This window comes from Sphingobium sp. (assembly GCA_023266575.1).
Taxonomy (GTDB): domain Bacteria; phylum Pseudomonadota; class Alphaproteobacteria; order Sphingomonadales; family Sphingomonadaceae; genus Sphingobium.
Genome location: JAHFPV010000015.1, coordinates 15,100 through 37,977 on the forward strand (window position 1 = coordinate 15,100; position 22,878 = coordinate 37,977).

The window sequence follows — 22,878 nt, forward strand, 5'->3', positions numbered from 1 at the left end:
CAGTGCATAACCCCTGAAAAAGGGGGATGCGATGGGAGAGAGCAAGATGAGCATGGAGGCGGCGGATATTGTCTTTGCGTCGAGCCACATGCCTGATCCGGCCGATGCGATGGCGCAGGTCGCCGGCGCGCTGGGCGATACGCCGCTCGCCGGGATGCTGCTCTTTTGCTCGCACCGTTTCGATCGCGATGCGCTGGCCCGCGCCGTCAACCGCCATGGCGAACAGGTCATCGCGATCGGCTGCACCAGTTCGGGTGAGCTGACCGAGGTAGGCTATGACGAGGATAGTCTGAGCGTCATTGGCTTTCCTGCCGCCAGCTTCCATATGGTGTCCCATTGTTTCGATGATATCGACGCCTTCGACCCCGTAGCCGCGCGGGAAGCCGTCCGGTCGCTCGCGGCGGTGGCCGAGCGCGACAGCCGCCATCTGGGTGATCGGGTCAATCATGTCGCGCTGTTCCTGGTCGATGGCCTGTCCCATCGCGAAGAATTGCTGACGATGACAATCCAGGATGCGCTGGGCGATGTGCCGCTAATCGGCGGATCGTCGGGTGACGGGCTGGATTTCCGCGAAACCGCGATCTTCCATGGCGGCCGCTTCCACCACCGTGCCGCCGTGATCGCCATCCTCTCCACCCCCCGGCCGCTCCATGTGTTCAAGGGGCAGCATTACCGCCCCGGCGCGGCCAAGATGGTGGTGACCGGCGCGATCCCGCAGGACCGTGTCGTCACCGAAATCAACGCCGAACCCGCCGCGCAGGAATATCTGCGGCTGGCCGGCCATGCCGGCGAAGCGCTGGGGCTGGCCTTTTACGCCGCCCATCCGCCGATGGTGCGGGCGGGCGGCGACTATCATGTCCGGTCGATCCAGAGCGCGAACCCGGACGGCAGCCTGACCTTCTATTGCGCGATCGACGAGGGCATCGTGCTGACCGTGGGCGAGCCGGTGGACCGCATCGCGGGAATGGAGGCAATGTTCGCCGACATCGCCGCCCATGTCGGCACTGTCGACCGGATCATCGCGTTCGATTGCGTACTGAACCGGATCGACGCCGAACAGCGGCAGATCAGCCGGGCCGTGTCCGAACTTTATGGTCGCCACCGGGTCATCGGCTTCAACACCTATGGTGAGCAATATCATGCGCTGCACGTCAACCAGACCTTCAGCGGGCTTGCGATCGGGCGATGAGCGTTTCGCCTGAACCCGACAGCGAGCTGGACATGTTGCGCGAAGAAAACCGCAAGCTGCGCAAGATCAATGCCGCGCTGATCGACCGGGTCGAACGGTCGAGCGATATGGCCGGTAACGCCTTTTCGATGTTCGAGACCGCGATCACGCTGGAAGCGATGGTGCGGGAGCGGACGGGTGAGCTGGAGGATGCGCTGGGTCGCCTGGCCACCGCCAACGCCGATCTGGCGCAGGCCCATGCCAGCGCCGACGCGGCGCAGACCCGGCTGCGCGACGCGATCGATTCGATCAATGAGGGCTTCGTCCTGTTCGATGCGGAGGACAGGCTGGTCCTGTTCAACGAAGCCTATCTGGGCTTCTGGCCCGAAATCGCCGATCAGGTCCGCGAAGGCCTGTCCTTTGACGAGATTGCCCGGCTGGCCGCCGCGCATCACCGTACACCTGGATCGCTGGTCGCACCTGATCGTTGGGTATCGGACAGGCTCGCGCGCCACAGCGTGGCCGATGGCGGCCATGTCCAGGCGCTGTCGGACGGGCGCTGGGTCCAGATCAACGAACTGCGCACCAGCGAAGGCGGCATCGTCGGCATCTATACCGACATTACCGAGGTCAAGGCGCAGGATGCGCGCAACCGGGCGCTGGAGCTGGCCGAACGCAACCTCATCCTGCAATCGACGCTCGACAATCTGTCCGAAGGCGTGTGCCTGTTCGACGCGCAGGGGCGGGTCGCGGCGTGGAACGAGGCGCTCCAGCATCTGCTCGACCTGTCGGGCGACTGGGCGCAGGAGGGCGGCAGCCATGGGGCGCTGGTGGGCTGGTGCCGTGACCGGCTGGGCATGGCCGATGGCGGCTGCCTCGACTGGCGGGGCGACCGGCCGGGGGGCGAACCGCTGCACGCGCTGGTCCATGCGGGAACGCGCAGTTTCGAACTGCGCAGCACGGCGCTGGAACGGGGCGGGCAGGTGATCGGCTTTACCGACGTCATCGCCATGGTGCGCGCGCAGGCGGGTTTGCAGGAAACCGCCGAAACGCTGGAGCGTCGGGTCGCCGAGCGCACCGCCGAACTGGAGACCGAAATCGCCGAACGCCGGGCGATCGAGGCGCAGTTGCGCGACGCCAAGACGGCAGCGGAAAAGGCGAACCTGTCCAAGACCAGCTTTCTGGCCGCCGCCAGCCACGACCTGCTCCAGCCCTTGAACGCCGCCCGGCTGTTCGTTGCGGCGCTGGGCGACCGGCGGCTGGCACTGCCGACCCGCGCGCTGGTCAACCAAACGTCGACGGCGCTCGATTCGGTGGAGGATCTGCTGGAGGCGCTGCTGGAGATCAGCCGCCTGGACGCAGGCGCAATCCAGCCGGAGATTGGCGACTTCCGGCTCGACCGGCTGCTCGACACGCTGCGCGTCGAATTTGCGCCGATGGCGCGGGCGGGCGGGCTGGAGCTGGCGATCGCCAGCGAACCGGTCTGGGTGCGTTCCGACATCAGGCTGCTGCGGCGCATCCTGCAAAATTTCCTGTCCAACGCGCTGCGCTATACCCAGCAGGGGTCGGTGCGGGTGGAATGCACAAGCGGACCCGATGGCGTGCGCATCAGCGTGGTGGACAGTGGCCCCGGCATTGCGCTCGACAAGCAGGCATTGGTGTTCGAGGAGTTTCGGCGCCTCGACACCCGGACCAGCGGCAAGGGGCTGGGGCTGGCCATCGTCAAGCGGGCGAGCGACATGCTGGGCCACCCGATCACGCTCGTTTCCGCGCCCGGTCGCGGATCGACCTTTGCAATTTGCCTGCCTGCGGGCGAGCCGGTGGCCGATCCCGACGGCGAGCCGGACATAGTCGGGCGTGATCGCACCATGCGCGGCCTTAACGTGCTGGTGATCGACAATGAACGGGCGATCCAGACCGGCATGACGACCCTGCTGGCAGGCTGGGGCTGTACGGTGCAGGCAGCGGGCGGCTTTGCCGATGCGACCGCGCTGTTCGGCGGCGACGCAAAGCCCGACATCATCCTGATCGACTATCATCTGAACGATGGTGAGACCGGCGACCATGTGATCGACCGGCTGCGCGCCCATTTTGGCGGGCCGGTGCCGGCGGTCATGATTTCGGCTGATCGCGGCAAGGATCTGAAGGTCCGGCTCGACGCCTGTGGAATTCCGCTGCTGAGCAAGCCGGTGAAGCCTGCGCAGTTGCGCGCGCTGCTGCGGACGATGCTGAAATAGACCGTCTGCCGCGCCGGGTCAGTCGGCGCGGAAATGCACCCGGTTCGCCTTGATCACTGCCTGAGTGCGGCTCAGTACGCCCAGTTTCTGGAGGATCGCCGACACATGCGCCTTGATCGTGGTCATCGACACGTTGAGGTCGTGGGCGATCTGCTTGTTGAGGCGACCGTTGACCAGATGGCCCAGCACGGTTTTCTGCTGCGGCGTCAGGCTGTCGATCCGGCGGGTGATGTCATCTTCGTCGGCGGAAGGCGCGGCGCCCTCGCCCATGGTTTCGGGCAGGTAGATTTCGCCCGACACTACGCGGTGCAGGGCATCGACGATGGCGCTGCGCTTCAAGGATTTGGGGATGAACCCCGCCGCGCCCGCGGCCAGCGCCTCCTGCACGATCGCGCGGTCGAACGCGCCCGACACCATCACCACCGGCAGGATCGGAAAACGGTCACGCAGCAGCTTGAGGCCGTCGAGCCGCCGCACGTCCGGTATGTGAAGGTCGAGCAGGATAAGATCAAAATTATCTTGTTTTTCCAGTGTGTTGATAGCCTCTTCAAGGCTGGCAGCCTCGAATATCTCGATATTGTCAAAGCTGATCGCGATCACGCTGCGCAACCCGTCGCGCACCAGCGGATGATCGTCGACGATCAGTACCCGCTCCATGATCGCTTCGCCGCCCATATATTGGCCCATATCCTGCCCCCGGCCCGAATGATCGGCCAAGTCATGGGACGTGGCAAGCCGCAATACGCCAGGCGGCGGTGCCGGAACCTGCATTGCATAGCTGCCGCGTCCCATGACGATCATGACCGCAACTCCCTTATGATTTCGGCAGCTTGAACACCCAGAGCGCGCCGCCCTGATTGATGTCCTTGAACGACTTGGCGACTTCGCCGCCCCACAAAGGCACAGCGCCGCCCCAGCCGGACATGACGGCGACATATTGTTCGCCATCCTGTTCCCAGGTGACGGGTGATCCGACCACGCCGGACCCGGTCTGGAATTTCCAGAGTTCCTGGCCCGTCTTGGCGTCGAACGCCTTGAGGAAGCCTTCGGGCGTACCGGTGAATACCAGATTGCCGCCGGTCGTCAGCACCCCGCCCCAGAGCGGTGCCTTGTTCTTATATTCCCACATGATCTTGCCGGTCTTGGGGTCCATCGCCCGCAGCGCGCCAATATGATCGTCGGCGATCGACTTGATGGTGAAGCCCGCGCCCAGATAGGCCGCGCCCTTCTTGTAGGCGATCGGTTCGTTCCAGATGTCCATGCCCCAGTCGTTGGACGGAATGTAGAAGAGGCCGGTGTCGTGGCTGTAGGCCATCGGCATCCAGTTCTTGCCGCCCAGGAAGGACGGCGAGGCGAATACCGGCTTGCCCTTGGCATCGCCGGGCGCTGGCGGACGGCCTTCGGGGATGACATTGGGTTTGCCGGCCTTGTTGAAACCATTGGCCCAGGTCGTCTGCATGACGAATTTGTTGGCGCTGATGAACTTGCCGTTGGTGCGGTCCAGCACGAAGAAATAGCCGTTGCGGTCCGCCTTGGCCCCCAGCTTCATCGGCTTGCCGTTGATCGTGGCATCGAAGGGGATGAATTCATTGACCCCGTCAAAATCCCAGCCGTCGTGCGGGGTCGTCTGATAATGCCATTTGATCACGCCAGTGGCCGGATCGATCGCCAGGGTCGATGCGGTGTAGAGATTGTCGCCGGGACGCAAATGGCTGTTCCAGGGTGCGGGGTTGCCGGTGCCAAAGAAGAGCAGGTTGGTGTCAGGATCATAGGTGCCGCCTAGCCAGGTCGCGCCGCCGCCGCTTTTCCAAAGATCGCCCTGCCAGGTCGCGTTGAGCTTGCCGGTGATGCCATTATCCTTGCCCTTGAGCGTGCCCATATGGCCCTCGATCACCGGGCGGTGCCAGATCAGCTCGCCAGTATTGACGTCGCGCGCATCGACCGAGCCGACGATGCCGAATTCGCCGCCTGAATTGCCGGTGATGACCATGCCGTTGACGATCAGCGGTGCGGCAGTGGCGCTATAGCCTTCCTTATAATCGGCAATCTGCTTGTTCCAGATCACCTTGCCCGTGTTGCGGTTGAGCGCCACCAGCCGGGCGTCGAGCGTGGCGAAGATGATCTTGTCGCCATAGATCGCCGCGCCGCGGTTCACCACGTCGCAGCAGGGCATGATCCCGTCGGGCAGGCGAGCGTCATATTGCCATTTTTCCTCGCCGGTGCGCGCGTCGAAGGCGAACAGGCGCGAATAGCTGCCCGTCACATAGATGGTGCCGTCATAGACGATCGGCTGCGCTTCCTGGCCGCGCTGCTTTTCGCCGCCGAGCGAGGCGGAGAAGGCTGGCACCATTTTGGCGACATTACCGCTGTTGATGGCATTCAAGCTGCTGAAACGGTGCGCCTGCGGTCCCATGCCATAGGTCAGCACGTCGCCCGTCGATTTGGCGTCGTTCATCAGATCCGCATCGGTCGGCCCGCCCTGCGCCACCAGCGGCGCGGCCCCCATCGCCAGCGTCATTGCGGCAACGCCCGACAGCGCCCGCATGATCGGTCCCTTCATAACCATCCTCCCTGTGTGTTCGGGCGCATTGGACGCCCCCGGTTTATGTGCAGACTATGCCGCTGCGGCAGCGCGACAATTGAACCTTAGGTCGGCCCCTCAGCCCGCAGCGTTGGCCGGGGTCCAGCTGACGCCGTAGCGCACGAACAGCGCCTTCATCTCGCCACTCGCCGCCATGGCGGTGACGATCTCTTCCACCGCATCGCCCAGCGTGCGGCTATTTTCCTTTACCGCCATGCCGATGTCCCAGCCGGGCGAGGTGAAGGCAGGCAGCGGTCCCTTGCGCAAGGTAACCCGGCCAGCGCCCGCGCGGTGCAGCCCATGTTCGATCTGCGCCCGGCTCGCCAGGACAGCGTCCGCCTGCCCGGTCGTCACTGCCGCTACGGCCGCCGATCCGGTCGGATAATGGATGACGTCCTTGGCCAATATGCCGCCGAACGAGCCGATCAGATAGAAGTCGGGAATGGAGTCCAGTTCGGCGGCGAGCTTGCGGCCGCGCCATTCGGTCGGCATTCCCTCCAGCGCCACCGCGCCGCCGACACCGGCCAGCGCGAAGCTTTCGCGATAATAGGGCGCGACGATCGCGACCTGATCGTTGCGGGCCGCGAAGCTGCGGTCGAAGGGGACATGCAGCATCAGGTCGCCAGGCACGAAGCCCAGCAGCCCGCCCTTCCACACGCCATTACGCAGGTCATCATCGACGCTTTCATCGGCGACCAGTTGCGCGACATCGGCGCGCACGCCAAGCTTGGCCGCAATCGCCTGCGCCAGATCGGCGTCGAGGCCGACGATCTTGCCGCCTTCCGCCCACGACCAGGGGCGGTTGTCCTGATAGACCACCACCCGCAATGTGCCGAGCGCCTTGACCTTCGCCAGCGGGGCTGCGCCGCCGCGGCCCGCCGCCAGCGCGAGCGCCGCGCCTGCTCCGCCGATCAGGGCGCGGCGGCTGAGCGTCGCCCTATCCCTCATGCTTGGTTTCAAGCCAGGCGCGGATCGCCCAGCCCGCCTTCTGACCCAACACGTCGCCAAAGGGTGGCATATAGACTTTGCCGTCATGGCTGGACCCGTGGCGATAGCGTTCGGCGAACCACTGGTCGCCGGTTTCGCCTGCCTCCAGATAGCGCAGGTCCGGCGCGATCCCGCCGGATTCAGCGTCCAGCCCGTGGCAGCGCGCACAATTCTGACCATAGGCCGACTGCCCAATCTCGATCGCCTTGGCATTGCCGCTATAGGGGTTTTTTTCGAGCCAGGTTTCGCCGATTTCGGGCAGTGCGGTCGTGTCGACCGCCTGCGGCGTGACATCGCCATGTGCCAGCAGCGCGCTCGCCCCGGTCATGCCCAAAGTGGCGATGGCACCCAGCAGCGCGATCCGTCCCAGTTTCATTTGCCTCATCCTCTCACGCGGATTCTCGTTGGCTCCGAATATCGGACAAGGCGGTCGCGCAGCCCATTGGCCATTGGTACAATCCCGCTCACGCCCGGCGACCGATAGGATGGCCGACAAAGAGGCGAGAGGATCAGGGTTTATGAAGCGCATCGGCATGGCCGTCTGGGCTGTCTGGCTGGCGCTGCCGGTCGCGGCGCAGGGGGAAACCCTCTATGTCTCCAACGAGCGGGGCGACAGTGTGTCGGTGGTCGATACGCTGTCAGGCCAGGTGACGGCGACATGGGCCGTGGGTGGCCGCCCGCGCGGCATCACCCTGTCGAAGGATGGCCGCTACATCTATCTGTGCGCCAGCGCCGACCATGCGGTGCAGGTGATTGACCGTGCCACCGGCAGGCTGGTCGCCGAATTGCCGTCGGGGCAGGACCCGGAGCAGTTCTTCCTGTCCCGAGACGGCGCGACCCTGTTCGTCGCTAATGAGGATGATGCCGCGCTGACCGCCATTGACCTGGCCAGCCGCACCGTCGCCTTTCAGGTCGATGTCGGCGGCGAGCCGGAGGGGGTGGCGCAAAGTCCGGACGGGCAATGGGTGGCAGTGACATCCGAGGAGGATGGAGTCGTCAACTGGATCGACGTGGCCAAGCGCCAGATGGTGGCCGAAACGCCGACCGACCAGCGCCCGCGCCATGTCGAATTTACCGCCGACGGCGCGCAACTATGGGTTGCCGCCGAAATTGGCGGCACGGTCCAGATTATCGACACGAAAAGCCATGCAGTGCGCGAGACGATCCGTTTTGCGATTCCGGGCGTTGCCGCGCACCGCATCCTGCCCTGCGGCATCCGCTTCACGCCCGATGGCAAGACCGCCATCGTCGCGCTGGGCCGGGCCGATCATGTCGCGCTGGTCGATGTCGCGACCCGCATCGTCCGCGCCTATGTGCCCGTAGGCAAGCGGGTGTGGCATGTGGCGGTTAGCGGTGATGGTACCAAAGCCTATGCCGCCAACGGGCTGTCCGATTCGGTGTCCGTGATCGACCTGGCCAGCGCGCAGGTCGTGGCGACTATCGCGGTCGGGGCCGCCCCTTGGGGCATCGTGGCGGCACCCTGACCTCAGGCCAAGATTGCGGCGCGGTGCGCCAGATGGCATGGCGGGATGATGACACGCATCGGCCTGCTCGGCGGCTCCTTCAACCCGGCCCATGGCGGGCACCGCGCGATATCGCTATTCGCGGCCAAGGCGCTGGGGCTGGATGAAGTCTGGTGGCTGGTGTCGCCCGGCAATCCGTTGAAGCCCCGCGCAGGCATGGCCCCCCTGCCCGCCCGGCTTGCCCATGCGGGCACAGTCGCGCGCCGCGCCCCGATTCGCGCCACCGCGATCGAGGCGCAACTGGGCACCCGCTATACCGCCGATACGCTGCGCGCGCTGACCCGTCGCTACCCGCGCAATCGCTTCATCTGGTTGATGGGGGCCGATAATCTGGCGCAATTTGCACAGTGGAAGGACTGGCGCGGCATCGCCCGGCAAATGCCCATTGCCGTGATCGCCCGTCCGGGCTATGATGATGCGGCCCGTGGCTCTGTGGCCATGAGCTGGCTGCGGCGCTTCGTCCTGCCCGCTTGCCAGAAAGCAGGCTGGACGAATTGGAGACCGCCGGCGCTCGTGCTATTGCGCTTTCGCCCTGATCCAAGATCGGCGACCCTGTTTCGGCAGGCGAACCCCCTCTGGCATCGCGAATATGAACAAGCACGTGTGCGGGACCCGCTCACGCGTCGGCTGATCGTCTAGAATGGAGCTTTTTTGACCAGACCCCTTATTGCCAACGATACGGCCGCAGCGGCCGATAGCGTGGCTGCCCTGCACGCCCTCGTCATGCAGTCGCTCGACGACGACCAGGCCCAGGAAACCATCTCCATCCCCCTCGAAGGCAAGAGCAGCATCGCCGATTATATGGTGATTGCGAGCGGTCGTTCATCGCGTCAGGTCGCGGCGATCGCCCAGCATCTGGCCGAGCGGGTCAAGAAAGGCACCGGTCGTTCGTGCCGCATCGAAGGGCTGCCGGTCGCCGACTGGGTGCTGATCGACGCGGGCGACGTGATCGTCCATCTGTTCCGGCCCGAAGTGCGCAGCTTCTACAATCTGGAACGGATGTGGGGCTTTGTCGACGCACCGGTCGCGGGGACGGCGTAACCCCACACCGTTCGGGCTGAGCGAAGTCGAAGCCTTCCACTGAGCGTAGCGAAGTGGCTTCGCCTGCGGCTCAGCCGAACCCTTCGACTTCGCTCAGGGCGAACGGATCAAGGCTGAATGCTCCTCCACATCATCGCGCGCGGGAAGATCGGGCGGTCGCCCGAAGCCGATCTGGTCGACCGCTATGTCAAGCGGCTGACCATGCCGCACAAGATTACCGAAATGCCCGATCGGGGCGGCAAGCTGCCGCCGCAAGCGCCCGGCACCGTCACGGTGATGCTGGACGAAAAGGGCAAGCAGCTTTCGTCCATGGACTTTGCCCGGCGGATCGAGGGGTGGCGCGACGCGGGGACGCGCGAATGCCGTTTCCTGATCGGCGCGGCGGACGGGTTCGATGACGCGGACCGGGCGAATGCGGACCTGCTGATCGCCTTTGGCGCGATGACCTGGCCGCACATGATGGCGCGCGCGATGCTGGCCGAGCAATTGTGGCGGGCCTGCTCCATCCTTGCCAACCACCCCTATCATCGCGAAGGATAGGGAAAGCGATATGCTTTATCTTCCGTTCGGGCTGAGCCTGTCGAAGCCTCGTCCTTCTTCTCAAGAAGTACGGCCCTTCGACAAGCTCAGGGCGAACGGTGGTTGGGGCACCTCGCTATGATACAGGGTGACGTATAGCGTGAAGCGGGCGACGATTATCGCAACTCTCTTAACCGTCATCACGGCCTTGGCCGCATCGCGCCTGCCCGCCGCCGATGACGGGGCGATCATCCTGCCAGGCACCGCCGGGACCACATTGCAGCAGGAACAGGCCGCGCTGAAGGCCGCGCGTCGCCAGTCGGACGAGGCGCGCGACCGGTCCGTCCGGCTGGACCAGCAGGCCGGGGCCGCGCGGGACGAGGCCGAACAGGCGCGCCGCCGTGCCGCTGCCATGGCCGCGCGCATCCAGCAGGCCGAAGCCGACATAGCAGGCGCACAGGCGCGCATTGCCATCGTCGCACGGATGCAGCGGGCGCAGGCGACGCGGCTGGCGGCCAAGCAAGAACCAGTGGTGCGGCTGACCGCCGCGCTCCAGATGATGGCGCGTCGTCCGCTGGCGCTGGCGCTGGTCCAGCCCGGTTCGGTCACCGATGCGGTGCATATGCGCGCGGTGCTGGGGCAGGTGCTGCCGGTGATCCGCCAGCGCACGGCGGGGCTGCGCGCCGAACTGGAGCGCAGCCGGGCGCTGCGCGCGACGGCCCAGCAGGCCGCGGACGCGCTGGCCCGCAGCCAGCAACAGCGCAAGGAACGGCAGGCGCAGCTCGCCGCACTGGAGACGCAGAAGCGGGTCGCCGCGCGCGACTATCGCACCAATGCCGGGCTAGAGAGCGAGCGAGCGCTGGCGCTGGGCGAGCGGGCGCGCGATATTGTCGACCTGATGGACCGGCTGGAGGAAGCGGGCGACCTGCGCGAACAATTGGCCGCGCTGCCCGGCCCGCTGCTGCGCCCCGCCCGTCCCGATCAGACCGGCGCCCCTGCCCCGGAACGCACGGTCGCGCTGAGCGGCCCGCCACCCTATCGCCTGCCGGTCGTCGGCCAGCTTGTCACGGGCATGGGCGAGGTCAATGACGGCGGCGTCCGGTCGCGCGGGCTGACGCTGGTGACACAGGCTGGCGCGCAAGCCGTCGCGCCGACCGCCGGGCGCATCGCCTTTGCTGGGCCGTATCGCGGCTATGGGCAGATATTGATCATCGACCATGGCCAAGGCTGGACGACGCTGATCACCGGCCTGCATCGCGTCACCGCGCAAGTGGGCGACAGCGTGCGGCAGGGCGATCCCGTCGCGATCACCGGCCCAGGTCGCCCAACCATCACGATAGAATTGCGCCGCAACGGGCGGCCGGTGGATATCGTGCCGCTAGTGGGACTTGGGTGAGGATTGCGCGCCCATTAACCCGACGCTCATCGACCCTGCGCAACATTGGTCGAAGCGCGCTTTTGCGTCGGGACGCGAATCGGCTTATGATGGGTCGCAGATGCCGGAATCAAGGATGCCCATGAAATCTACCTTCCTCCAGGGCGCGCTTGCGCTTGGGGCGCTTGCGCTCATTCCCGCCACCACCGCGGCGCTCGCCGATGGGGAGGCGTCGAGCTACAAGGCGCTCGATGAATTCATGGACGTGTTCCAGAAGGTCCGCAGCGACTATGTCGAGAAAGTCGACGATGAAAAGCTGATCAAGGGCGCCATCGACGGGATGCTGGCCAGCCTCGATCCGCACTCCTCCTTCCTCGACGCGCGCGATTTCCAGAATCTGCGTACCCAGACCGAAGGCAGCTATGGCGGGCTTGGCCTGTCCGTCACGCAGGAGGATGGCGCGGTCAAGGTGATTGCACCGACGCAGGATACACCGGCGTGGCGCGCGGGGATCAAGGCGGGCGACTATATCACCCATATTGACGGGCAGCTGATTTATGGCGGCACGCTGGACGAGGCGGTCGACAAGATGCGCGGCGCACCCGGCACGTCGCTCAAGCTGACCATCGTGCGGTCGGGCCGCGACAAGCCGATCGACCTCACGCTGACGCGCGAGATTATTCAGCTCAAGCCCGTGAAGTGGGAAGTGAAGAACGGGATCGGCGTCATCAATATCGTCAGCTTCTCGGCCAATACCGGCGCCGACGTGCGGCAGGCGATCCGCAGCATCGACAAGTCGCTGGGCCACAAGCCGACCGGCTATGTGCTGGACCTGCGGTCCAACCCCGGCGGCCTGCTGGATGAAGCGGTGTCGGTCAGCGACGCCTTTCTGGAGCGCGGCGAGATTGTGTCGCAGCGCGGCCGGGCCAAGGGCGATGTCGAACGCTATTATGCCAAGCCCGGTGATGATGCGAAGGGTCTGCCGGTCATCGTGCTGGTGGACGCGGGATCGGCGTCGGCGTCGGAAATCGTCGCGGGTGCATTGCAGGACCAGCATCGCGCGCTGGTGATGGGCGAACGCAGCTTCGGCAAGGGCAGCGTGCAAACGATGTTGCCGTTGTCGAACACCACCGCGCTCAAGCTGACGACGGCGCGCTATTATACGCCGTCGGGCCGCAGCGTGCAGGAAGGCGGCATCCAGCCCGACATCCGCGTGCCGCAACTGTCCGACCCGGATTACAAGAACCGTCCCAAATATCGCGAAAGCGACCTGCGCCGCCATTTGATCAACGAGATCAAGACCGACGACAAGTCGCTGGAGGAAGATGCCAAGGACGATCCGCGCTTCGCCATGTCGGCCGAGGAGCTGAAGAAGAAGGGCGTGGAGGATTTCCAGCTCGACTATGCGCTCAAGACAATTTCGCGGCTGGCCAGCACGCCTGGCGCTACCATCGCGCAGGCGACGGCGCGGAAGCCGGGGGCGAAGTAAGGGGTTCCCTATCATTTCCGTTCGCCCTGAGCGAAGTCGAAGGGCGTGGCTGAGCGAAGCCGAAGCCACTTCGCTCCGCTCAGTGGTGGGCTTCGACTTCGCTCAGCCCGAACGGATGGTGTGGGAATCCCGCAAGTTCAGCATGACGAAAGGTGCCGGGGGGTTTAAGCGGGGGTGATGAGCAAACTTCCCCTCGCTCGCGCGCTGGCGCTGTTGATTCCCGTGGCGCTGCTTGGCGGTGCCTATGTCTCGCAATATGTGGGCGGGCTGCATCCGTGCGAAATGTGCTGGTGGCAGCGTTATCCGCATATGGTGGCGATCGGGCTGGCGCTGCTGGCCTTTGCAGCGAAGGGCAACCGCCGCACCAGCGCGATGTTCACGACGCTGGCGGCCATTGCCATCGCCATCAGCGGCGGCATCGGCCTGTTCCATGCCGGGGTCGAATATGGCTGGTGGGAAGGGCTGACCGCCTGCTCCACATCGCCGACCGGGGGCAGCGCAGCCGACATATTGAACCAGATCATGGCGACTCCCATCACCCGCTGCGACGTTGCGCCGTGGAATCTGCTGGGCATTTCGCTGGCGGGCTATAACGGCCTCTTGTCGGTGGGTGGTGCGCTCGCCATCTTGATGCTGCTGGCACGCAAAGGACGCAACGCATGAGCGCAACCCAGGATTTCCCTCGCCCCGGTCGCCGCAGCAAGCCCGCCGATCGCGCCTCCATGCTCCGGGTCGACCAGGCCGGCGAATTTGGTGCGACCCGCATCTATGCCGGGCAGCTCGCCGTCATGGGCGATCGGCATCCCGATGCGCGCGTGATTGCCGGCATGGCCGCGCAGGAGGAACGCCACCGACAGACGTTCGACGCGATGATCGCGCGACGCGGCGTGCGCCCGACCGCGCTGGCGCCGATTTGGAATGTCGCAGGCTTTGCGCTGGGCGCGGTGACGGCGGCAATCGGTCCCAAGGCGGCGATGGCCTGCACTGCCGCGATCGAGACCGAGATTGACCGTCATTATGGCGAACAATTAGTGCAATTGGGCAGCGACGACCCGGAACTCTCCACCGCCATTGCGGATTTTCAGGCAGAGGAAGTCGAGCATCGCGACGCTGCGCTGGCGCATGGTGCGCAGCAGGCCCCTGCCTACCCCCTCTTGTCGGGCGCCATCCGTTTGGGATGCCGGGCCGCCATCGCGCTGTCGAAGCGCATCTGAAAAGGACCGACGGATGACCAAGACCCCGATGATCGCCGCGCTGTTGCTGATGGGCGCGGCCATGCCCGCACTGGCGCAGCCGTCGAGCGCGCCTACCGCTGTCGCCGCGCCGACGACGGAGAAGGTCAACCTGGTCATCGTCTATGGCGACGACGCCTGCCCGCAAAGCCAGGGCGACGATATCGTCGTGTGCGCGCGCAAGGGCGAGGCGGAACGCTATCGCATCCCCGAACCGCTGCGCGGCGACCCCAATGAACCCAGCAAACAGGCCTGGGGCGAACGGGTGCGGTCGATGGAATATGTCGGCCGGTCCGGCACAGAAAGCTGCTCGCCGGTTGGCGGCGGCGGTGCGACCGGCTGCTTCGCGCAGCTGGCGCGGCTGGCAAAGGCGGAGCGGCAGGCGCTCGACAATGCAAGCTGGAAGGATCTGGTCGAGGCCGAGCGGGGCAAGCGCCTGTCCACCATCGACGCCGACAGCGACGCGATCGAAGCGCGGGTCGTGGCCGAGGAAAAGGCCAAGGCTGCGGCGGCACCCGCCTCGCAACCCTGACGGGTCCGGGCGCCGGGCGGCGTCTGGATGACAACTCCCGCCTTTGGGCAAGGCGGGACATGGCAGGGGCGAATGAAGGATTTTCCGGTGATGCGTCTGTCGATGTCCATGGCCCTGATCGCGGCGACGCTGGTGCCGGTGATGCCCGCGCTGGCGCAGCCAGAACCGCCGCCTGAGCGCATCTTCAACCTGATTGTCTATGGCGATGATCCCTGCCCAAAGGGTAAGGATGACAGCGAGATTGTGGTGTGCGCGCGCAAGCCGGAATCCGAACGTTATCGCATTCCCAAGAAGCTGCGCGAGAAGCCAGCTGTGGCGGGTGGTCCTGGATGGGGCAGTCAGGTGGCGACGATGGAGCAGGTCCAGCGCCAGACATTGCCGGGCAGTTGTTCGGCGATCGGCAGCAATGGCTTTACCGGCTGCACCGCCCAGATGCTGCAACAATGGTTCGCCGAGCGGCGGATGCAGCAATCCAAGGGCGAACCCTGATCCGCTATCGGCCCATGCCGGGCTGATAGCGCCGCTTGGCCGCATTGACCTTGTCGATCAGGCTGGTCAGGGATTCAGGCGCGGGCATCGCACGTCCGGGGTGCGACAGATTGCTCATCCGCTGGCTGAGTGTGCAAAATATGTGATCGATGCGATCCATCTGTCTGTCCCCGGACACGTGATCGCCCGCCATCGCGGTCATGTGGTTAACAAGCGGTAATCGACCGCGGCCCTTTGCGCCCAAACGAATCAGGCGTCCGCCGAGTGGCAGGCGGCCAGTCCCTGCCCATAGGTTGGGTAACGTGGCGACCAGCCCAGCAGGCGTTTGGCGCGACCATTGGCGACGCGGCGGTTCTCCGCATAAAAGGCCAACGCCATGGGGGACAGGGCAGCCTGTTCCAGCGTCAGTAGCGGCGGATGGGGCAGGCCCAGCATGTCGCAGGCCGCCTCTATCACCCGGTTTTGAGCGCAGGGCAGATCGTCGGCCAGATTATAGATACCCGGTGGCCCGTTGAACGAGGCGATGATCCCGGCGATGATGTCGTCGACATGGACCCGGCTGAAAATCTGGTCGGGCAGGTCGATGCGATGCGCCTTCCCCGCCCGCACCCGGTCCAGCGCTGACCGGCCCGGACCGTAAATGCCGGGCAGGCGAAAGCGGCGGACATCGCTGCGCAGTGCGCCCCAGGCGAGATCTGCCTCCGCGCGGGCGGTGCGACGTCCGGTGCCGACCGGGCTGCCCTCATCCACCCATGCCCCGCGCGCGTCGCCATAGACGCCGGTGGAGGAGAGATAGCCGATCCAGCGCGCCGGTGCCGCGGCTAGCGTGGTGCCGTAGCGGGCCAGCACCGGGTCGGTGTCGCCTTCGGGCGGGACGGAGGAGAGGATATGGGTGGCGCTGGCGATGGCGGCGCGGACGCCGGGTTCGTCATCGAATGCCAGCGTGTCCGCGTCGGCGTGGCGGCGAGTGGCGGTGATGTGCCAGCCGTCGGCCCGCAGTCGGTCAGCCAGCCGCGACGCGGTGTAGCCCAGCCCCAGAATCAGCATATGGGGCATGGGACGCCGCCTTAGACCGTAAAACTCTCGCCGCAGCCGCAGGCGCCCTTGGCATTGGGGTTGGCGAAAGTGAAGCCGGCAGTGAAATCATCCTCCACCCAGTCCATCGTCGATCCAACGAGGTAGAGGACCGACGCACCGTCAATGTAGAAGGTGCCGCCGGGCGTGGCGATTTTCTCGTCGAATTTCGCTTCTTCGCTGACATAGTCGACCGAATAAGCGAGGCCCGAACAGCCGCGCTTGGGCGTCGACAGCTTGACGCCGATCGTCCCTTGCGGCGCGCTGGCCATCAGGTCGGCAATGCGCTGCTCCGCGCTCGGCGTCAGGATGACGGCGGCGGGGCGGGTGCGGGTCTTGGTCTCGGTCGTCATCAGAGCATCCCCAGTTCCAGCTTCGCCTCGTCGCTCATCTTGGCCGGGTCCCATGGCGGGTCCCAGACCAGATTGACCTGCGCGTCGCCGACGCCCGGCACTGCGCCGACGCGCAGTTCGACTTCGCCGGGCATGGATTCGGCGACCGGGCAATGCGGCGTGGTCAGCGTCATTGTGACGACGACATGATTGTCAGGCGAGACATCGACGCCGTAGATCAGCCCCAGATCATAGATGTTGACCGGGATTTCGGGGTCGAAAATATCCTTGAGCGCGTCGATCACGCCGTCATAGACATTGCCACCCGGCTCACCCGCAGGGGTTTCGGCCGGCTTGGCGGCGAGGAAGCCGTCCAGATAGTCGCGCTGACGCGGTGCCTCTTCCACGCGCGCCTTGGGTGGGGCATCCACAGCCTCGACCTCTTCAACCATGATTTTGCGCTCTTCGCTCATCATCCAAAAATCTTTCTTACCCGCTCAAGTCCGCGCACCAGCGCGTCCACGTCACCCTGATCACTGTAAATGCCAAAGCTGGCCCGCGCGGTCGCTTCGACGCCCAGATGGCGCATCAGCGGCTGGGCGCAATGATGCCCGGCGCGGATCGCGACGCCCGCTTCGTCCAATATGGTGCCGACATCGTGCGGATGCACCCCCTCTACCTCGAAAGACAGGATGCCCGCGCTGTCGTCCGGCCCGAACAGGCGGACGCTGTTGAGATCGGCCAGCGCGGCGCGCGCCTTGGACACCAGCGCACATTCATGCGCGTGGATCGCGTCCAGCCCGATTGCCTGCACATAATCGATCGCCGCCGACAGGCCGATCACGCCGCTGATATGCGGCGTTCCAGCCTCGAAACGGGTCGGTGCCGGGGCGTAGGTGGTTTTTTCAAATGTCACCTTGTCGATCATCGACCCGCCGCCCTGATAGGGGGGCATGGCGTCGAGCAGTTCCTGCCGTCCCCACAACACGCCGATGCCGGTCGGGCCGTAAAGTTTATGCGCGGAAAAGACGTAGAAATCGCAATCCAGCGCCTGCACATCCACGGCAAGGCGCGGCACCGCCTGGCAGCCGTCGATCAATATCCGCGCGCCAACCATATGGGCGATGTCGGCGGCGCGGCGGCAATCCAGCACACTGCCCAGCACATTGGACACATGGGCGAGCGCGACCATGCGATGGCGCGGCGTGATCATCGCGCGCATCGCGTCGAGATCGATCCGGCCATCGTCGGTCAGCGGCACGACGTCGATATGGGCGCCGACCTTTTCCGCCACCATCTGCCACGGCACGATATTGCTGTGATGTTCCAGCGTGGACAGGAGGATGCGATCGCCCGCCTTCAGCTGCTCGCCCGCCCAGCATTGCGCGACCAGGTTGATCCCTTCGGTCGCGCCACGGACATAGACGATCTCGCTGTCCGACTTTGCGCCGATGAAGTCGGCGACCTTGCGCCGGGCCGATTCATAGGCCAGCGTCATATTGGCCGAGCGCGCATAGACGCCGCGATGGACGGTCGCATAGTCCGGGCCATAGGCGCGGGCGATGGCGTCGATCACCGCCTGCGGCTTTTGCGCGGTCGCGGCGCTGTCGAGATAATGCCAGTCGAGGACGCCGGGGAAATCGGCGCGGAGCGACAGGCGTTCGGGGGCGATGACGCTCACAGGATTTTACCTTCCTCGTCATGCCGGACGTGATCCGGCATCCAGAGACTCCCGCACCACGCTTGCCGCCCTGGATCACGGATCAAGTCCGGGATGACGGAATGGGATGGAACAGCGTTCATACCATTGCCTCCAGCTTGGCGATGGCGGCGGCTTCCAGCGTCTCGCGCACGGCTTCATCCGCCACGCTGTCGAACACGCCGGCGACGAAGGAGCGGAGCAGCAGCGTCTTGGCGGTTGCCGGGTCCATGCCGCGCGAGGCCATGTAGAAGAGCGCCGCCTTGTCCAGTTCGCCCACGGTCGCGCCATGGGCGCATTTCACGTCGTCGGCGTAGATTTCCAGCTCCGGCTTGGCATTGGCGGTGGCGGTGCGGTCCAGCAGCATGGCCTTGACCGACTGGAAGGCATCGGTGCGCTGCGCGTCGCGCGCGACCGCGATCTTGCCCAGATAGCTGCCGGTCGCGCGTTGCGACAGGATGGAGCGGATGGTCTGGCCGCTGGTCGCGTCGGGCTGCGCATGGGTGACGCTGGTGACGATTTCCAAGGTCTGGTCACCGCTGCCCAGGATTGCGCCGCCCAGCTCGAAATGGCTGCCCCGGCCCAGCGTCACGTCGATCGTCACCCGGCCCAGTCTGCCGCCGATGTTGAGGACATGAAAATCGCAGCGCGCGCCATCGCCCACGGTCACGACATAATCATGCACCGCTGCCGCGCCATTAGCGGCGTCCTGCAACAGATGATGGTGCGCGCTGTCGCCTGCCGCAACATCGATTCGCACCGGCGCGGGCAGCGGCCAGACGCTCTGGAGCGCCGAAAGGTCGCTATAACGCCAGCTTTCGTCGCTGCTTGTGGGTAGGTCCAACATGCTCATCGCTTTATTTTCAATGCCTTGCGGTTCAAACTATTCCAAATTCGCCCATATGCGCGGTAGTATTTGTATAAGTTGTTGTAACTTAAGTATATTATTCCATATCTCGCCGCGATAGGACAGATATTCCTTTATCCGACCACCTCGGCCCCAACCACATCAGAATAGCCCTCACGTTCCAGCTCCAGCGCCAGGTCCGGGCCGCCCGACTTCACGATCCGCCCGCCAGCCAGCACATGGACATAGTCCGGCTTCACATAGTCGAGCAGCCGCTGATAATGGGTGATGAGCAGCACGGCCTTGTCAGGCTTGCGCATGATCGCGTTGATGCCCGCGCCAACGATTTTCAGCGCGTCAATATCGAGACCGGAGTCGGTTTCGTCGAGGATCGCAAGCTTGGGATCGAGGATGCCCATCTGCACCATTTCGGCGCGCTTCTTTTCGCCGCCCGAAAAGCCGACATTCACCGGGCGCTTCAACATATCCATGTCGAGGCCGAGCAAAGCGGCCTTTTCCTTGGCGAGGCGGATGAATTCGCCGCCATTCAGTTCCTTCTGCCCACGCGCGCGCTTCTGGCTGTTGAGGCTTTCGCGCAGGAATTGGAGGTTGGACACGCCGGGGATTTCGACCGGATATTGGAAGCCCAGGAACAGGCCGGCGGCGGCGCGTTCATGCGGGTCGAGATCGAACAGGTCGGCGCCATCGAACGTCGCGGTGCCGCCGGTCACCTCATAACCCGGCCGCCCGCCCAGCGTATAGGCCAGCGTCGATTTGCCCGCGCCGTTCGGCCCCATGATCGCATGGATTTCGCCCGCGTTGATGGTGAGCGACAGGCCTTTCAGGATCGCCTTGCCGTCAATTTCGTTGGTGAGCGTGTCGATCGTCAGCATCATTTATCCTTCATGCGCGCGCTGGAGCGTGCGGGCGGTCCAGAACGCCATGTCGCGCACATCGCCGGGGGCCGGGAACAGCGTGTCGATATGGCGCTTGATCGGCATATAGGGCCACCAGTCGGCGTCCTTTTCCGGCGGGCCTTTTTCGAGCAGCGCGACCACGAATTCGCTGACCGGACCCATGCGGGCGAGGTTAGGGGCTTTTGCCTTGTGGAACGCCTTGTCCTTGCGCAGCTTCTCCGTCATCGCCGCGTCGGATTTTTGCAGGGCGTCGCGGCTCTGCGCCTCGAACGCATCGAGATCGCCGAAATCGGCGCGGGCGCGCGGTTCCAGCTCGCCCTCTTCCAGCTCATAATCCTCGGTCAGAATACGGATCGCGGCGGTCCATGACTGGCCATTGCCAACATCCTCCGCGAAATCCGCGAGGGCATCCTGTATGTCGTCTTCGTCGCTCAAAATTCTGTTCCTTGAGAGGGAGAAAGCCCCTTCCCTTCAGGGGAGGGGTTGGGGTGGGGGTATGCCCAACGATCCGACGCCTGTTCAAGCTGATGCAGGATCGTTTCGCACACCCCGTCAAGATTGCGGATCACATCTGCATTGCCGACATGCAGCACCGAAAGGCCAAGCCTATTAAATGCTGCATCGCGCTTGAGGTCCGCCGAAATATCATGTGTGTCGCCATCCACTTCGATGATCAGACCCTTTTGCGGACAAAAGAAATCGGCAATGAACGGGCCTATGACTGATTGGCGGCGGAATTTATGGCCACCGAGTTGGGAACGGGACAAGCGAGTCCATAAGCGCTTTTCCGGTTCGGTGGGATCACAACGCATGTCGTGAGTGAAGCCATCCAATTGAGCTAGGCGCTCAACCGATAGCCCCCACCCCCGACCCCTCCCCTGAAGGGGAGGGGAGTTTAGGCGGTGCGCCTGATCACGAGGCGTGAGCGACCTCATCCCACGCTGCCTTCCAATGAAATACCCAGCAATTTCTGCGCTTCGACCGCAAATTCCATCGGCAATTGTTGCAGCACTTCGCGGGCGAAGCCGTTGACGATCAGGCCGACGGCGCTTTCCTGGTCAAGGCCGCGCTGCATCGCGTAGAAGAGCTGGTCGTCGCTGATCTTGCTGGTGGTTGCTTCATGTTCGATTTGCGCGGACGGGTTGCGCACCTCGATGTAGGGGACGGTGTGGGCGCCGCACTGGTCGCCGAGCAGCAGGCTATCGCACTGGGTGAAGTTGCGCACGCCCTCCGCGCCCGGCGCGACGCGGACGAGGCCGCGATAGGTGTTGTTTGATCGGCCAGCGCTGATCCCCTTCGACACGATGGTCGATCGGGTGTTTTTCCCGTTGTGGATCATCTTGGTGCCGGTGTCGGCCTGCTGCATGTTATTGGTCAGCGCGACCGAGTAGAATTCGCCGACGCTGTTTTCGCCATTCAGCACGCAGCTGGGATATTTCCACGTAATCGCGCTGCCGGTTTCGACCTGGGTCCAGCTGACCTTGCTGTTCCTGCCCTGGCACAAAGCGCGCTTGGTCACGAAATTATAGATGCCGCCCTTCCCGTCCGCGTCGCCGGGATACCAGTTCTGGACGGTCGAATATTTGATCTCCGCATCATCGAGCGCGACCAGTTCCACCACGGCAGCGTGCAGCTGATTTTCGTCGCGCATGGGCGCGGTGCAGCCTTCGAGATAGGAGACATAGCTGCCTTCGTCCGCGACGATCAGGGTGCGTTCAAATTGCCCAGTATTTTCCGCGTTGATGCGGAAATAGGTGCTGAGTTCCATCGGGCAGCGGACGCCTTTTGGGATGTACACGAACGTCCCGTCGGAAAAGACCGCGCAGTTCAAGGTGGCGAAGTAGTTGTCGTGCATCGGCACGATCTTGCCCATCCACTTCTTCACCAGATCGGGATATTCGCGCACCGCTTCGCTGATCGAGCGGAAGATGACGCCCGCTTCCTCCAGCTCCTTGCGGAAGGTGGTGGCGACGGACACCGAGTCGAATACAGCGTCGACGGCGATGCGGCGGCTGCCCTTGACGCCAGCCAGCATCTCCTGCTCGGCGATCGGGATGCCCAGTTTCTTGTAGGTAGCGAGGATTTCCGGGTCGACTTCGTCCAGGCTGTCCAGTTCTACCTTCTTCTTCGGCTCGGCGTAATAATAGGCGTCCTGATAGTCGATCGGCGGGACATTGAGCTTGGCCCAGTCGGGCGGCGTCATCGTTTTCCACATCGCAAAGGCCTTCAGCCGCCAGTCGAGCAGCCATTGCGGCTCGTTCTTCTTGGCGGAAATGAAGCGGACCGTATCCTCGTTCAGCCCCTTGGGCGCGAAATCCTGCTCAATGTCCGACGCCCAGCCATGTTCATAGGTGGACGCGCGATCGGCGGCCTCCTGCGCCTCGGCATTGCGGGCTTCTCTGGTGGTTACTTCTGTCATGCCAATTCTCTCGTCAAACTCGCGATCGTCACCCCGGCCAGTGCCGAACGGATCGCCATGTTCGCCACATTCATGTGCGGGCGGATGCGGCAGTCCTGCTCCAGCGTGCAGTCATGCGCGCCGGTGTCGGCGCAGGCGGTCATGGCGATCGGTCCCTCGACCGCCTCCACCACGTCGGCCAGCGTGATCGTGGCGGGCGGGCGCGACAGGCGCACCCCGCCCCCGGTGCCTCTGCTCGATTCGAGGAGTCCCGCGGCGGACAGGCGGCTCACCAGCTTCTGCGCAGTGGGTAACGGGATGCCGGTTTCGGCCGCCAGGGTAGTCGCATTCATCTTGGTGGCACCGCAATGGCGCGCGGCGGCCGACATCAGGACCACGGCATAGTCAGCGAAGCTGGACAATTTCATGCGCGTTGCG

27 protein-coding genes are annotated in these 22,878 nt (G+C 64.6%); 12 read left to right on the top strand and 15 right to left on the bottom strand.

Annotated elements, in window-relative coordinates; all coding sequences use genetic code 11:
• The first annotated feature begins 46 nt into the window (after positions 1-46).
• Positions 47-1,189 carry an FIST N-terminal domain-containing protein gene (locus Q0D44_RS14405; protein ID WP_294137543.1) on the top strand — a complete coding sequence of 381 codons (1,143 nt, stop codon included), beginning with the start codon at positions 47-49 and terminating at the stop codon, positions 1,187-1,189.
• Entirely contained in the window at positions 1,186-3,405 is a 2,220-nt protein-coding gene (locus tag Q0D44_RS14410) for a NahK/ErcS family hybrid sensor histidine kinase/response regulator (RefSeq protein WP_294137364.1), read from the top strand. The genes Q0D44_RS14405 and Q0D44_RS14410 overlap by 4 nt, the downstream gene beginning before the upstream one ends.
• Positions 3,406-3,423: 18 nt before the next feature.
• On the opposite strand, the gene Q0D44_RS14415 is transcribed toward Q0D44_RS14410, so the two are convergent.
• The 4 genes from Q0D44_RS14415 to pedF all read right to left on the bottom strand — a co-directional run bounded on the left by Q0D44_RS14415 (position 3,424) and on the right by pedF (position 7,349).
• Positions 3,424-4,206: a response regulator transcription factor gene (locus tag Q0D44_RS14415; protein ID WP_294137366.1), complete on the bottom strand. Its 783-nt coding sequence runs from the start codon at positions 4,204-4,206 to the stop codon at positions 3,424-3,426.
• 13 nt (positions 4,207-4,219) lie between these two features.
• The gene (locus Q0D44_RS14420; protein WP_294137368.1) at positions 4,220-5,965 is read right to left on the bottom strand and encodes a methanol/ethanol family PQQ-dependent dehydrogenase; all 1,746 of its coding nucleotides are present in this window, start codon (positions 5,963-5,965) and stop codon (positions 4,220-4,222) included.
• 99 nt (positions 5,966-6,064) lie between these two features.
• On the bottom strand, positions 6,065-6,934 hold the full coding sequence (locus Q0D44_RS14425; RefSeq protein ID WP_294137370.1) for a transporter substrate-binding domain-containing protein: 870 nt from the start codon (positions 6,932-6,934) through the stop codon (positions 6,065-6,067).
• Positions 6,924-7,349 carry a cytochrome c-550 PedF gene (gene pedF, locus Q0D44_RS14430; protein WP_294137372.1) on the bottom strand — a complete coding sequence of 142 codons (426 nt, stop codon included), beginning with the start codon at positions 7,347-7,349 and terminating at the stop codon, positions 6,924-6,926. The genes Q0D44_RS14425 and pedF overlap by 11 nt, the downstream gene beginning before the upstream one ends.
• Positions 7,350-7,491: 142 nt before the next feature.
• On the opposite strand from pedF, the gene Q0D44_RS14435 reads away from it, so the two are divergent.
• From Q0D44_RS14435 to Q0D44_RS14480, 10 genes are all read left to right on the top strand, one after another.
• Complete coding sequence (locus Q0D44_RS14435) at positions 7,492-8,457, top strand: PQQ-dependent catabolism-associated beta-propeller protein (RefSeq protein WP_294137373.1); 966 nt, start codon at positions 7,492-7,494, stop codon at positions 8,455-8,457.
• A gap of 12 nt (positions 8,458-8,469) precedes the next feature.
• Positions 8,470-9,135 (top strand): nicotinate-nucleotide adenylyltransferase, encoded by a 666-nt coding sequence (locus tag Q0D44_RS14440; RefSeq protein WP_294137545.1) that lies wholly within the window; start codon positions 8,470-8,472, stop codon positions 9,133-9,135.
• A 12-nt stretch (positions 9,136-9,147) separates the two neighbouring features.
• Entirely contained in the window at positions 9,148-9,537 is a 390-nt protein-coding gene (rsfS, locus tag Q0D44_RS14445; protein WP_006962280.1) for a ribosome silencing factor, read from the top strand.
• 117 nt (positions 9,538-9,654) lie between these two features.
• The gene (locus tag Q0D44_RS14450) at positions 9,655-10,077 is read left to right on the top strand and encodes a 23S rRNA (pseudouridine(1915)-N(3))-methyltransferase RlmH (RefSeq protein ID WP_119743570.1); all 423 of its coding nucleotides are present in this window, start codon (positions 9,655-9,657) and stop codon (positions 10,075-10,077) included.
• A 127-nt stretch (positions 10,078-10,204) separates the two neighbouring features.
• The gene (locus Q0D44_RS14455; protein ID WP_294137388.1) at positions 10,205-11,452 is read left to right on the top strand and encodes a peptidoglycan DD-metalloendopeptidase family protein; all 1,248 of its coding nucleotides are present in this window, start codon (positions 10,205-10,207) and stop codon (positions 11,450-11,452) included.
• Positions 11,453-11,573: 121 nt separating this feature from the next.
• Positions 11,574-12,920: a S41 family peptidase gene (locus Q0D44_RS14460; protein ID WP_294137392.1), complete on the top strand. Its 1,347-nt coding sequence runs from the start codon at positions 11,574-11,576 to the stop codon at positions 12,918-12,920.
• Positions 12,921-13,097: 177 nt separating this feature from the next.
• The gene (locus tag Q0D44_RS14465) at positions 13,098-13,583 is read left to right on the top strand and encodes a disulfide bond formation protein B (protein ID WP_294137395.1); all 486 of its coding nucleotides are present in this window, start codon (positions 13,098-13,100) and stop codon (positions 13,581-13,583) included.
• Entirely contained in the window at positions 13,580-14,134 is a 555-nt protein-coding gene (locus Q0D44_RS14470) for a demethoxyubiquinone hydroxylase family protein (protein WP_294137397.1), read from the top strand. Before Q0D44_RS14465 ends, Q0D44_RS14470 begins: the two co-directional genes overlap by 4 nt.
• 13 nt (positions 14,135-14,147) lie before the next feature.
• On the top strand, positions 14,148-14,684 hold the full coding sequence (locus Q0D44_RS14475; RefSeq protein WP_119743565.1) for a hypothetical protein: 537 nt from the start codon (positions 14,148-14,150) through the stop codon (positions 14,682-14,684).
• Between the two features lie 72 nt (positions 14,685-14,756).
• The gene (locus Q0D44_RS14480) at positions 14,757-15,173 is read left to right on the top strand and encodes a hypothetical protein (RefSeq protein WP_294137401.1); all 417 of its coding nucleotides are present in this window, start codon (positions 14,757-14,759) and stop codon (positions 15,171-15,173) included.
• Between the two features lie 4 nt (positions 15,174-15,177).
• Here the strand turns inward: Q0D44_RS14480 and Q0D44_RS14485 are convergent, their stop codons facing one another.
• The 11 genes from Q0D44_RS14485 to Q0D44_RS14535 all read right to left on the bottom strand — a co-directional run bounded on the left by Q0D44_RS14485 (position 15,178) and on the right by Q0D44_RS14535 (position 22,868).
• Entirely contained in the window at positions 15,178-15,333 is a 156-nt protein-coding gene (locus tag Q0D44_RS14485) for a hypothetical protein (RefSeq protein ID WP_294137405.1), read from the bottom strand.
• Positions 15,334-15,422: 89 nt separating this feature from the next.
• Positions 15,423-16,229, bottom strand: a complete 807-nt coding sequence (locus Q0D44_RS14490) for an SDR family NAD(P)-dependent oxidoreductase (protein ID WP_294137408.1) — start codon at positions 16,227-16,229, stop codon at positions 15,423-15,425.
• 11 nt (positions 16,230-16,240) lie between these two features.
• Positions 16,241-16,600 carry an iron-sulfur cluster assembly accessory protein gene (locus Q0D44_RS14495; RefSeq protein ID WP_294137411.1) on the bottom strand — a complete coding sequence of 120 codons (360 nt, stop codon included), beginning with the start codon at positions 16,598-16,600 and terminating at the stop codon, positions 16,241-16,243.
• The gene (locus Q0D44_RS14500) at positions 16,600-17,052 is read right to left on the bottom strand and encodes an SUF system Fe-S cluster assembly protein (protein ID WP_217674392.1); all 453 of its coding nucleotides are present in this window, start codon (positions 17,050-17,052) and stop codon (positions 16,600-16,602) included. Before Q0D44_RS14500 ends, Q0D44_RS14495 begins: the two co-directional genes overlap by 1 nt.
• Positions 17,052-18,260, bottom strand: a complete 1,209-nt coding sequence (locus Q0D44_RS14505) for a cysteine desulfurase (protein WP_294137414.1) — start codon at positions 18,258-18,260, stop codon at positions 17,052-17,054. The genes Q0D44_RS14500 and Q0D44_RS14505 overlap by 1 nt, the downstream gene beginning before the upstream one ends.
• A gap of 118 nt (positions 18,261-18,378) precedes the next feature.
• On the bottom strand, positions 18,379-19,131 hold the full coding sequence (locus Q0D44_RS14510; RefSeq protein WP_294137417.1) for a SufD family Fe-S cluster assembly protein: 753 nt from the start codon (positions 19,129-19,131) through the stop codon (positions 18,379-18,381).
• A 128-nt stretch (positions 19,132-19,259) separates the two neighbouring features.
• Entirely contained in the window at positions 19,260-20,018 is a 759-nt protein-coding gene (gene sufC / locus Q0D44_RS14515) for a Fe-S cluster assembly ATPase SufC (RefSeq protein ID WP_294137548.1), read from the bottom strand.
• Between the two features lie 3 nt (positions 20,019-20,021).
• Positions 20,022-20,477: a hypothetical protein gene (locus tag Q0D44_RS14520; RefSeq protein WP_119743558.1), complete on the bottom strand. Its 456-nt coding sequence runs from the start codon at positions 20,475-20,477 to the stop codon at positions 20,022-20,024.
• Positions 20,474-20,854, bottom strand: coding sequence for an endonuclease domain-containing protein (locus tag Q0D44_RS14525; RefSeq protein ID WP_294137422.1), 381 nt, complete (start codon positions 20,852-20,854; stop codon positions 20,474-20,476). Before Q0D44_RS14525 ends, Q0D44_RS14520 begins: the two co-directional genes overlap by 4 nt.
• A gap of 119 nt (positions 20,855-20,973) precedes the next feature.
• Positions 20,974-22,461, bottom strand: a complete 1,488-nt coding sequence (sufB, locus tag Q0D44_RS14530; protein WP_294137423.1) for a Fe-S cluster assembly protein SufB — start codon at positions 22,459-22,461, stop codon at positions 20,974-20,976.
• The gene (locus Q0D44_RS14535) at positions 22,458-22,868 is read right to left on the bottom strand and encodes an Rrf2 family transcriptional regulator (RefSeq protein ID WP_119743555.1); all 411 of its coding nucleotides are present in this window, start codon (positions 22,866-22,868) and stop codon (positions 22,458-22,460) included. The genes sufB and Q0D44_RS14535 overlap by 4 nt, the downstream gene beginning before the upstream one ends.
• Positions 22,869-22,878 lie beyond the last annotated feature (10 nt).

Coding starts and splice junctions, on each gene's coding strand:
- Q0D44_RS14480 (WP_294137401.1), top strand. CDS start 14,757: ATGAAGGATTTTCCGGTGATGCGTCTGTCGATGTCCATGGCCCTGATC.
- Q0D44_RS14475 (WP_119743565.1), top strand. CDS start 14,148: ATGACCAAGACCCCGATGATCGCCGCGCTGTTGCTGATGGGCGCGGCC.
- Q0D44_RS14405 (WP_294137543.1), top strand. CDS start 47: ATGAGCATGGAGGCGGCGGATATTGTCTTTGCGTCGAGCCACATGCCT.
- Q0D44_RS14500 (WP_217674392.1), bottom strand. CDS start 17,052: ATGAGCGAAGAGCGCAAAATCATGGTTGAAGAGGTCGAGGCTGTGGAT.
- sufB (WP_294137423.1), bottom strand. CDS start 22,461: ATGACAGAAGTAACCACCAGAGAAGCCCGCAATGCCGAGGCGCAGGAG.
- Q0D44_RS14425 (WP_294137370.1), bottom strand. CDS start 6,934: ATGAGGGATAGGGCGACGCTCAGCCGCCGCGCCCTGATCGGCGGAGCA.
- Q0D44_RS14420 (WP_294137368.1), bottom strand. CDS start 5,965: ATGAAGGGACCGATCATGCGGGCGCTGTCGGGCGTTGCCGCAATGACG.
- Q0D44_RS14450 (WP_119743570.1), top strand. CDS start 9,655: ATGCTCCTCCACATCATCGCGCGCGGGAAGATCGGGCGGTCGCCCGAA.
- Q0D44_RS14510 (WP_294137417.1), bottom strand. CDS start 19,131: ATGAGCATGTTGGACCTACCCACAAGCAGCGACGAAAGCTGGCGTTAT.
- Q0D44_RS14525 (WP_294137422.1), bottom strand. CDS start 20,854: ATGCGTTGTGATCCCACCGAACCGGAAAAGCGCTTATGGACTCGCTTG.
- Q0D44_RS14415 (WP_294137366.1), bottom strand. CDS start 4,206: ATGATCGTCATGGGACGCGGCAGCTATGCAATGCAGGTTCCGGCACCG.
- Q0D44_RS14465 (WP_294137395.1), top strand. CDS start 13,098: ATGAGCAAACTTCCCCTCGCTCGCGCGCTGGCGCTGTTGATTCCCGTG.
- Q0D44_RS14435 (WP_294137373.1), top strand. CDS start 7,492: ATGAAGCGCATCGGCATGGCCGTCTGGGCTGTCTGGCTGGCGCTGCCG.
- Q0D44_RS14495 (WP_294137411.1), bottom strand. CDS start 16,600: ATGACGACCGAGACCAAGACCCGCACCCGCCCCGCCGCCGTCATCCTG.
- Q0D44_RS14470 (WP_294137397.1), top strand. CDS start 13,580: ATGAGCGCAACCCAGGATTTCCCTCGCCCCGGTCGCCGCAGCAAGCCC.
- sufC (WP_294137548.1), bottom strand. CDS start 20,018: ATGCTGACGATCGACACGCTCACCAACGAAATTGACGGCAAGGCGATC.
- pedF (WP_294137372.1), bottom strand. CDS start 7,349: ATGAAACTGGGACGGATCGCGCTGCTGGGTGCCATCGCCACTTTGGGC.
- Q0D44_RS14485 (WP_294137405.1), bottom strand. CDS start 15,333: ATGGATCGCATCGATCACATATTTTGCACACTCAGCCAGCGGATGAGC.
- Q0D44_RS14490 (WP_294137408.1), bottom strand. CDS start 16,229: ATGCCCCATATGCTGATTCTGGGGCTGGGCTACACCGCGTCGCGGCTG.
- Q0D44_RS14535 (WP_119743555.1), bottom strand. CDS start 22,868: ATGAAATTGTCCAGCTTCGCTGACTATGCCGTGGTCCTGATGTCGGCC.
- Q0D44_RS14460 (WP_294137392.1), top strand. CDS start 11,574: ATGAAATCTACCTTCCTCCAGGGCGCGCTTGCGCTTGGGGCGCTTGCG.
- Q0D44_RS14410 (WP_294137364.1), top strand. CDS start 1,186: ATGAGCGTTTCGCCTGAACCCGACAGCGAGCTGGACATGTTGCGCGAA.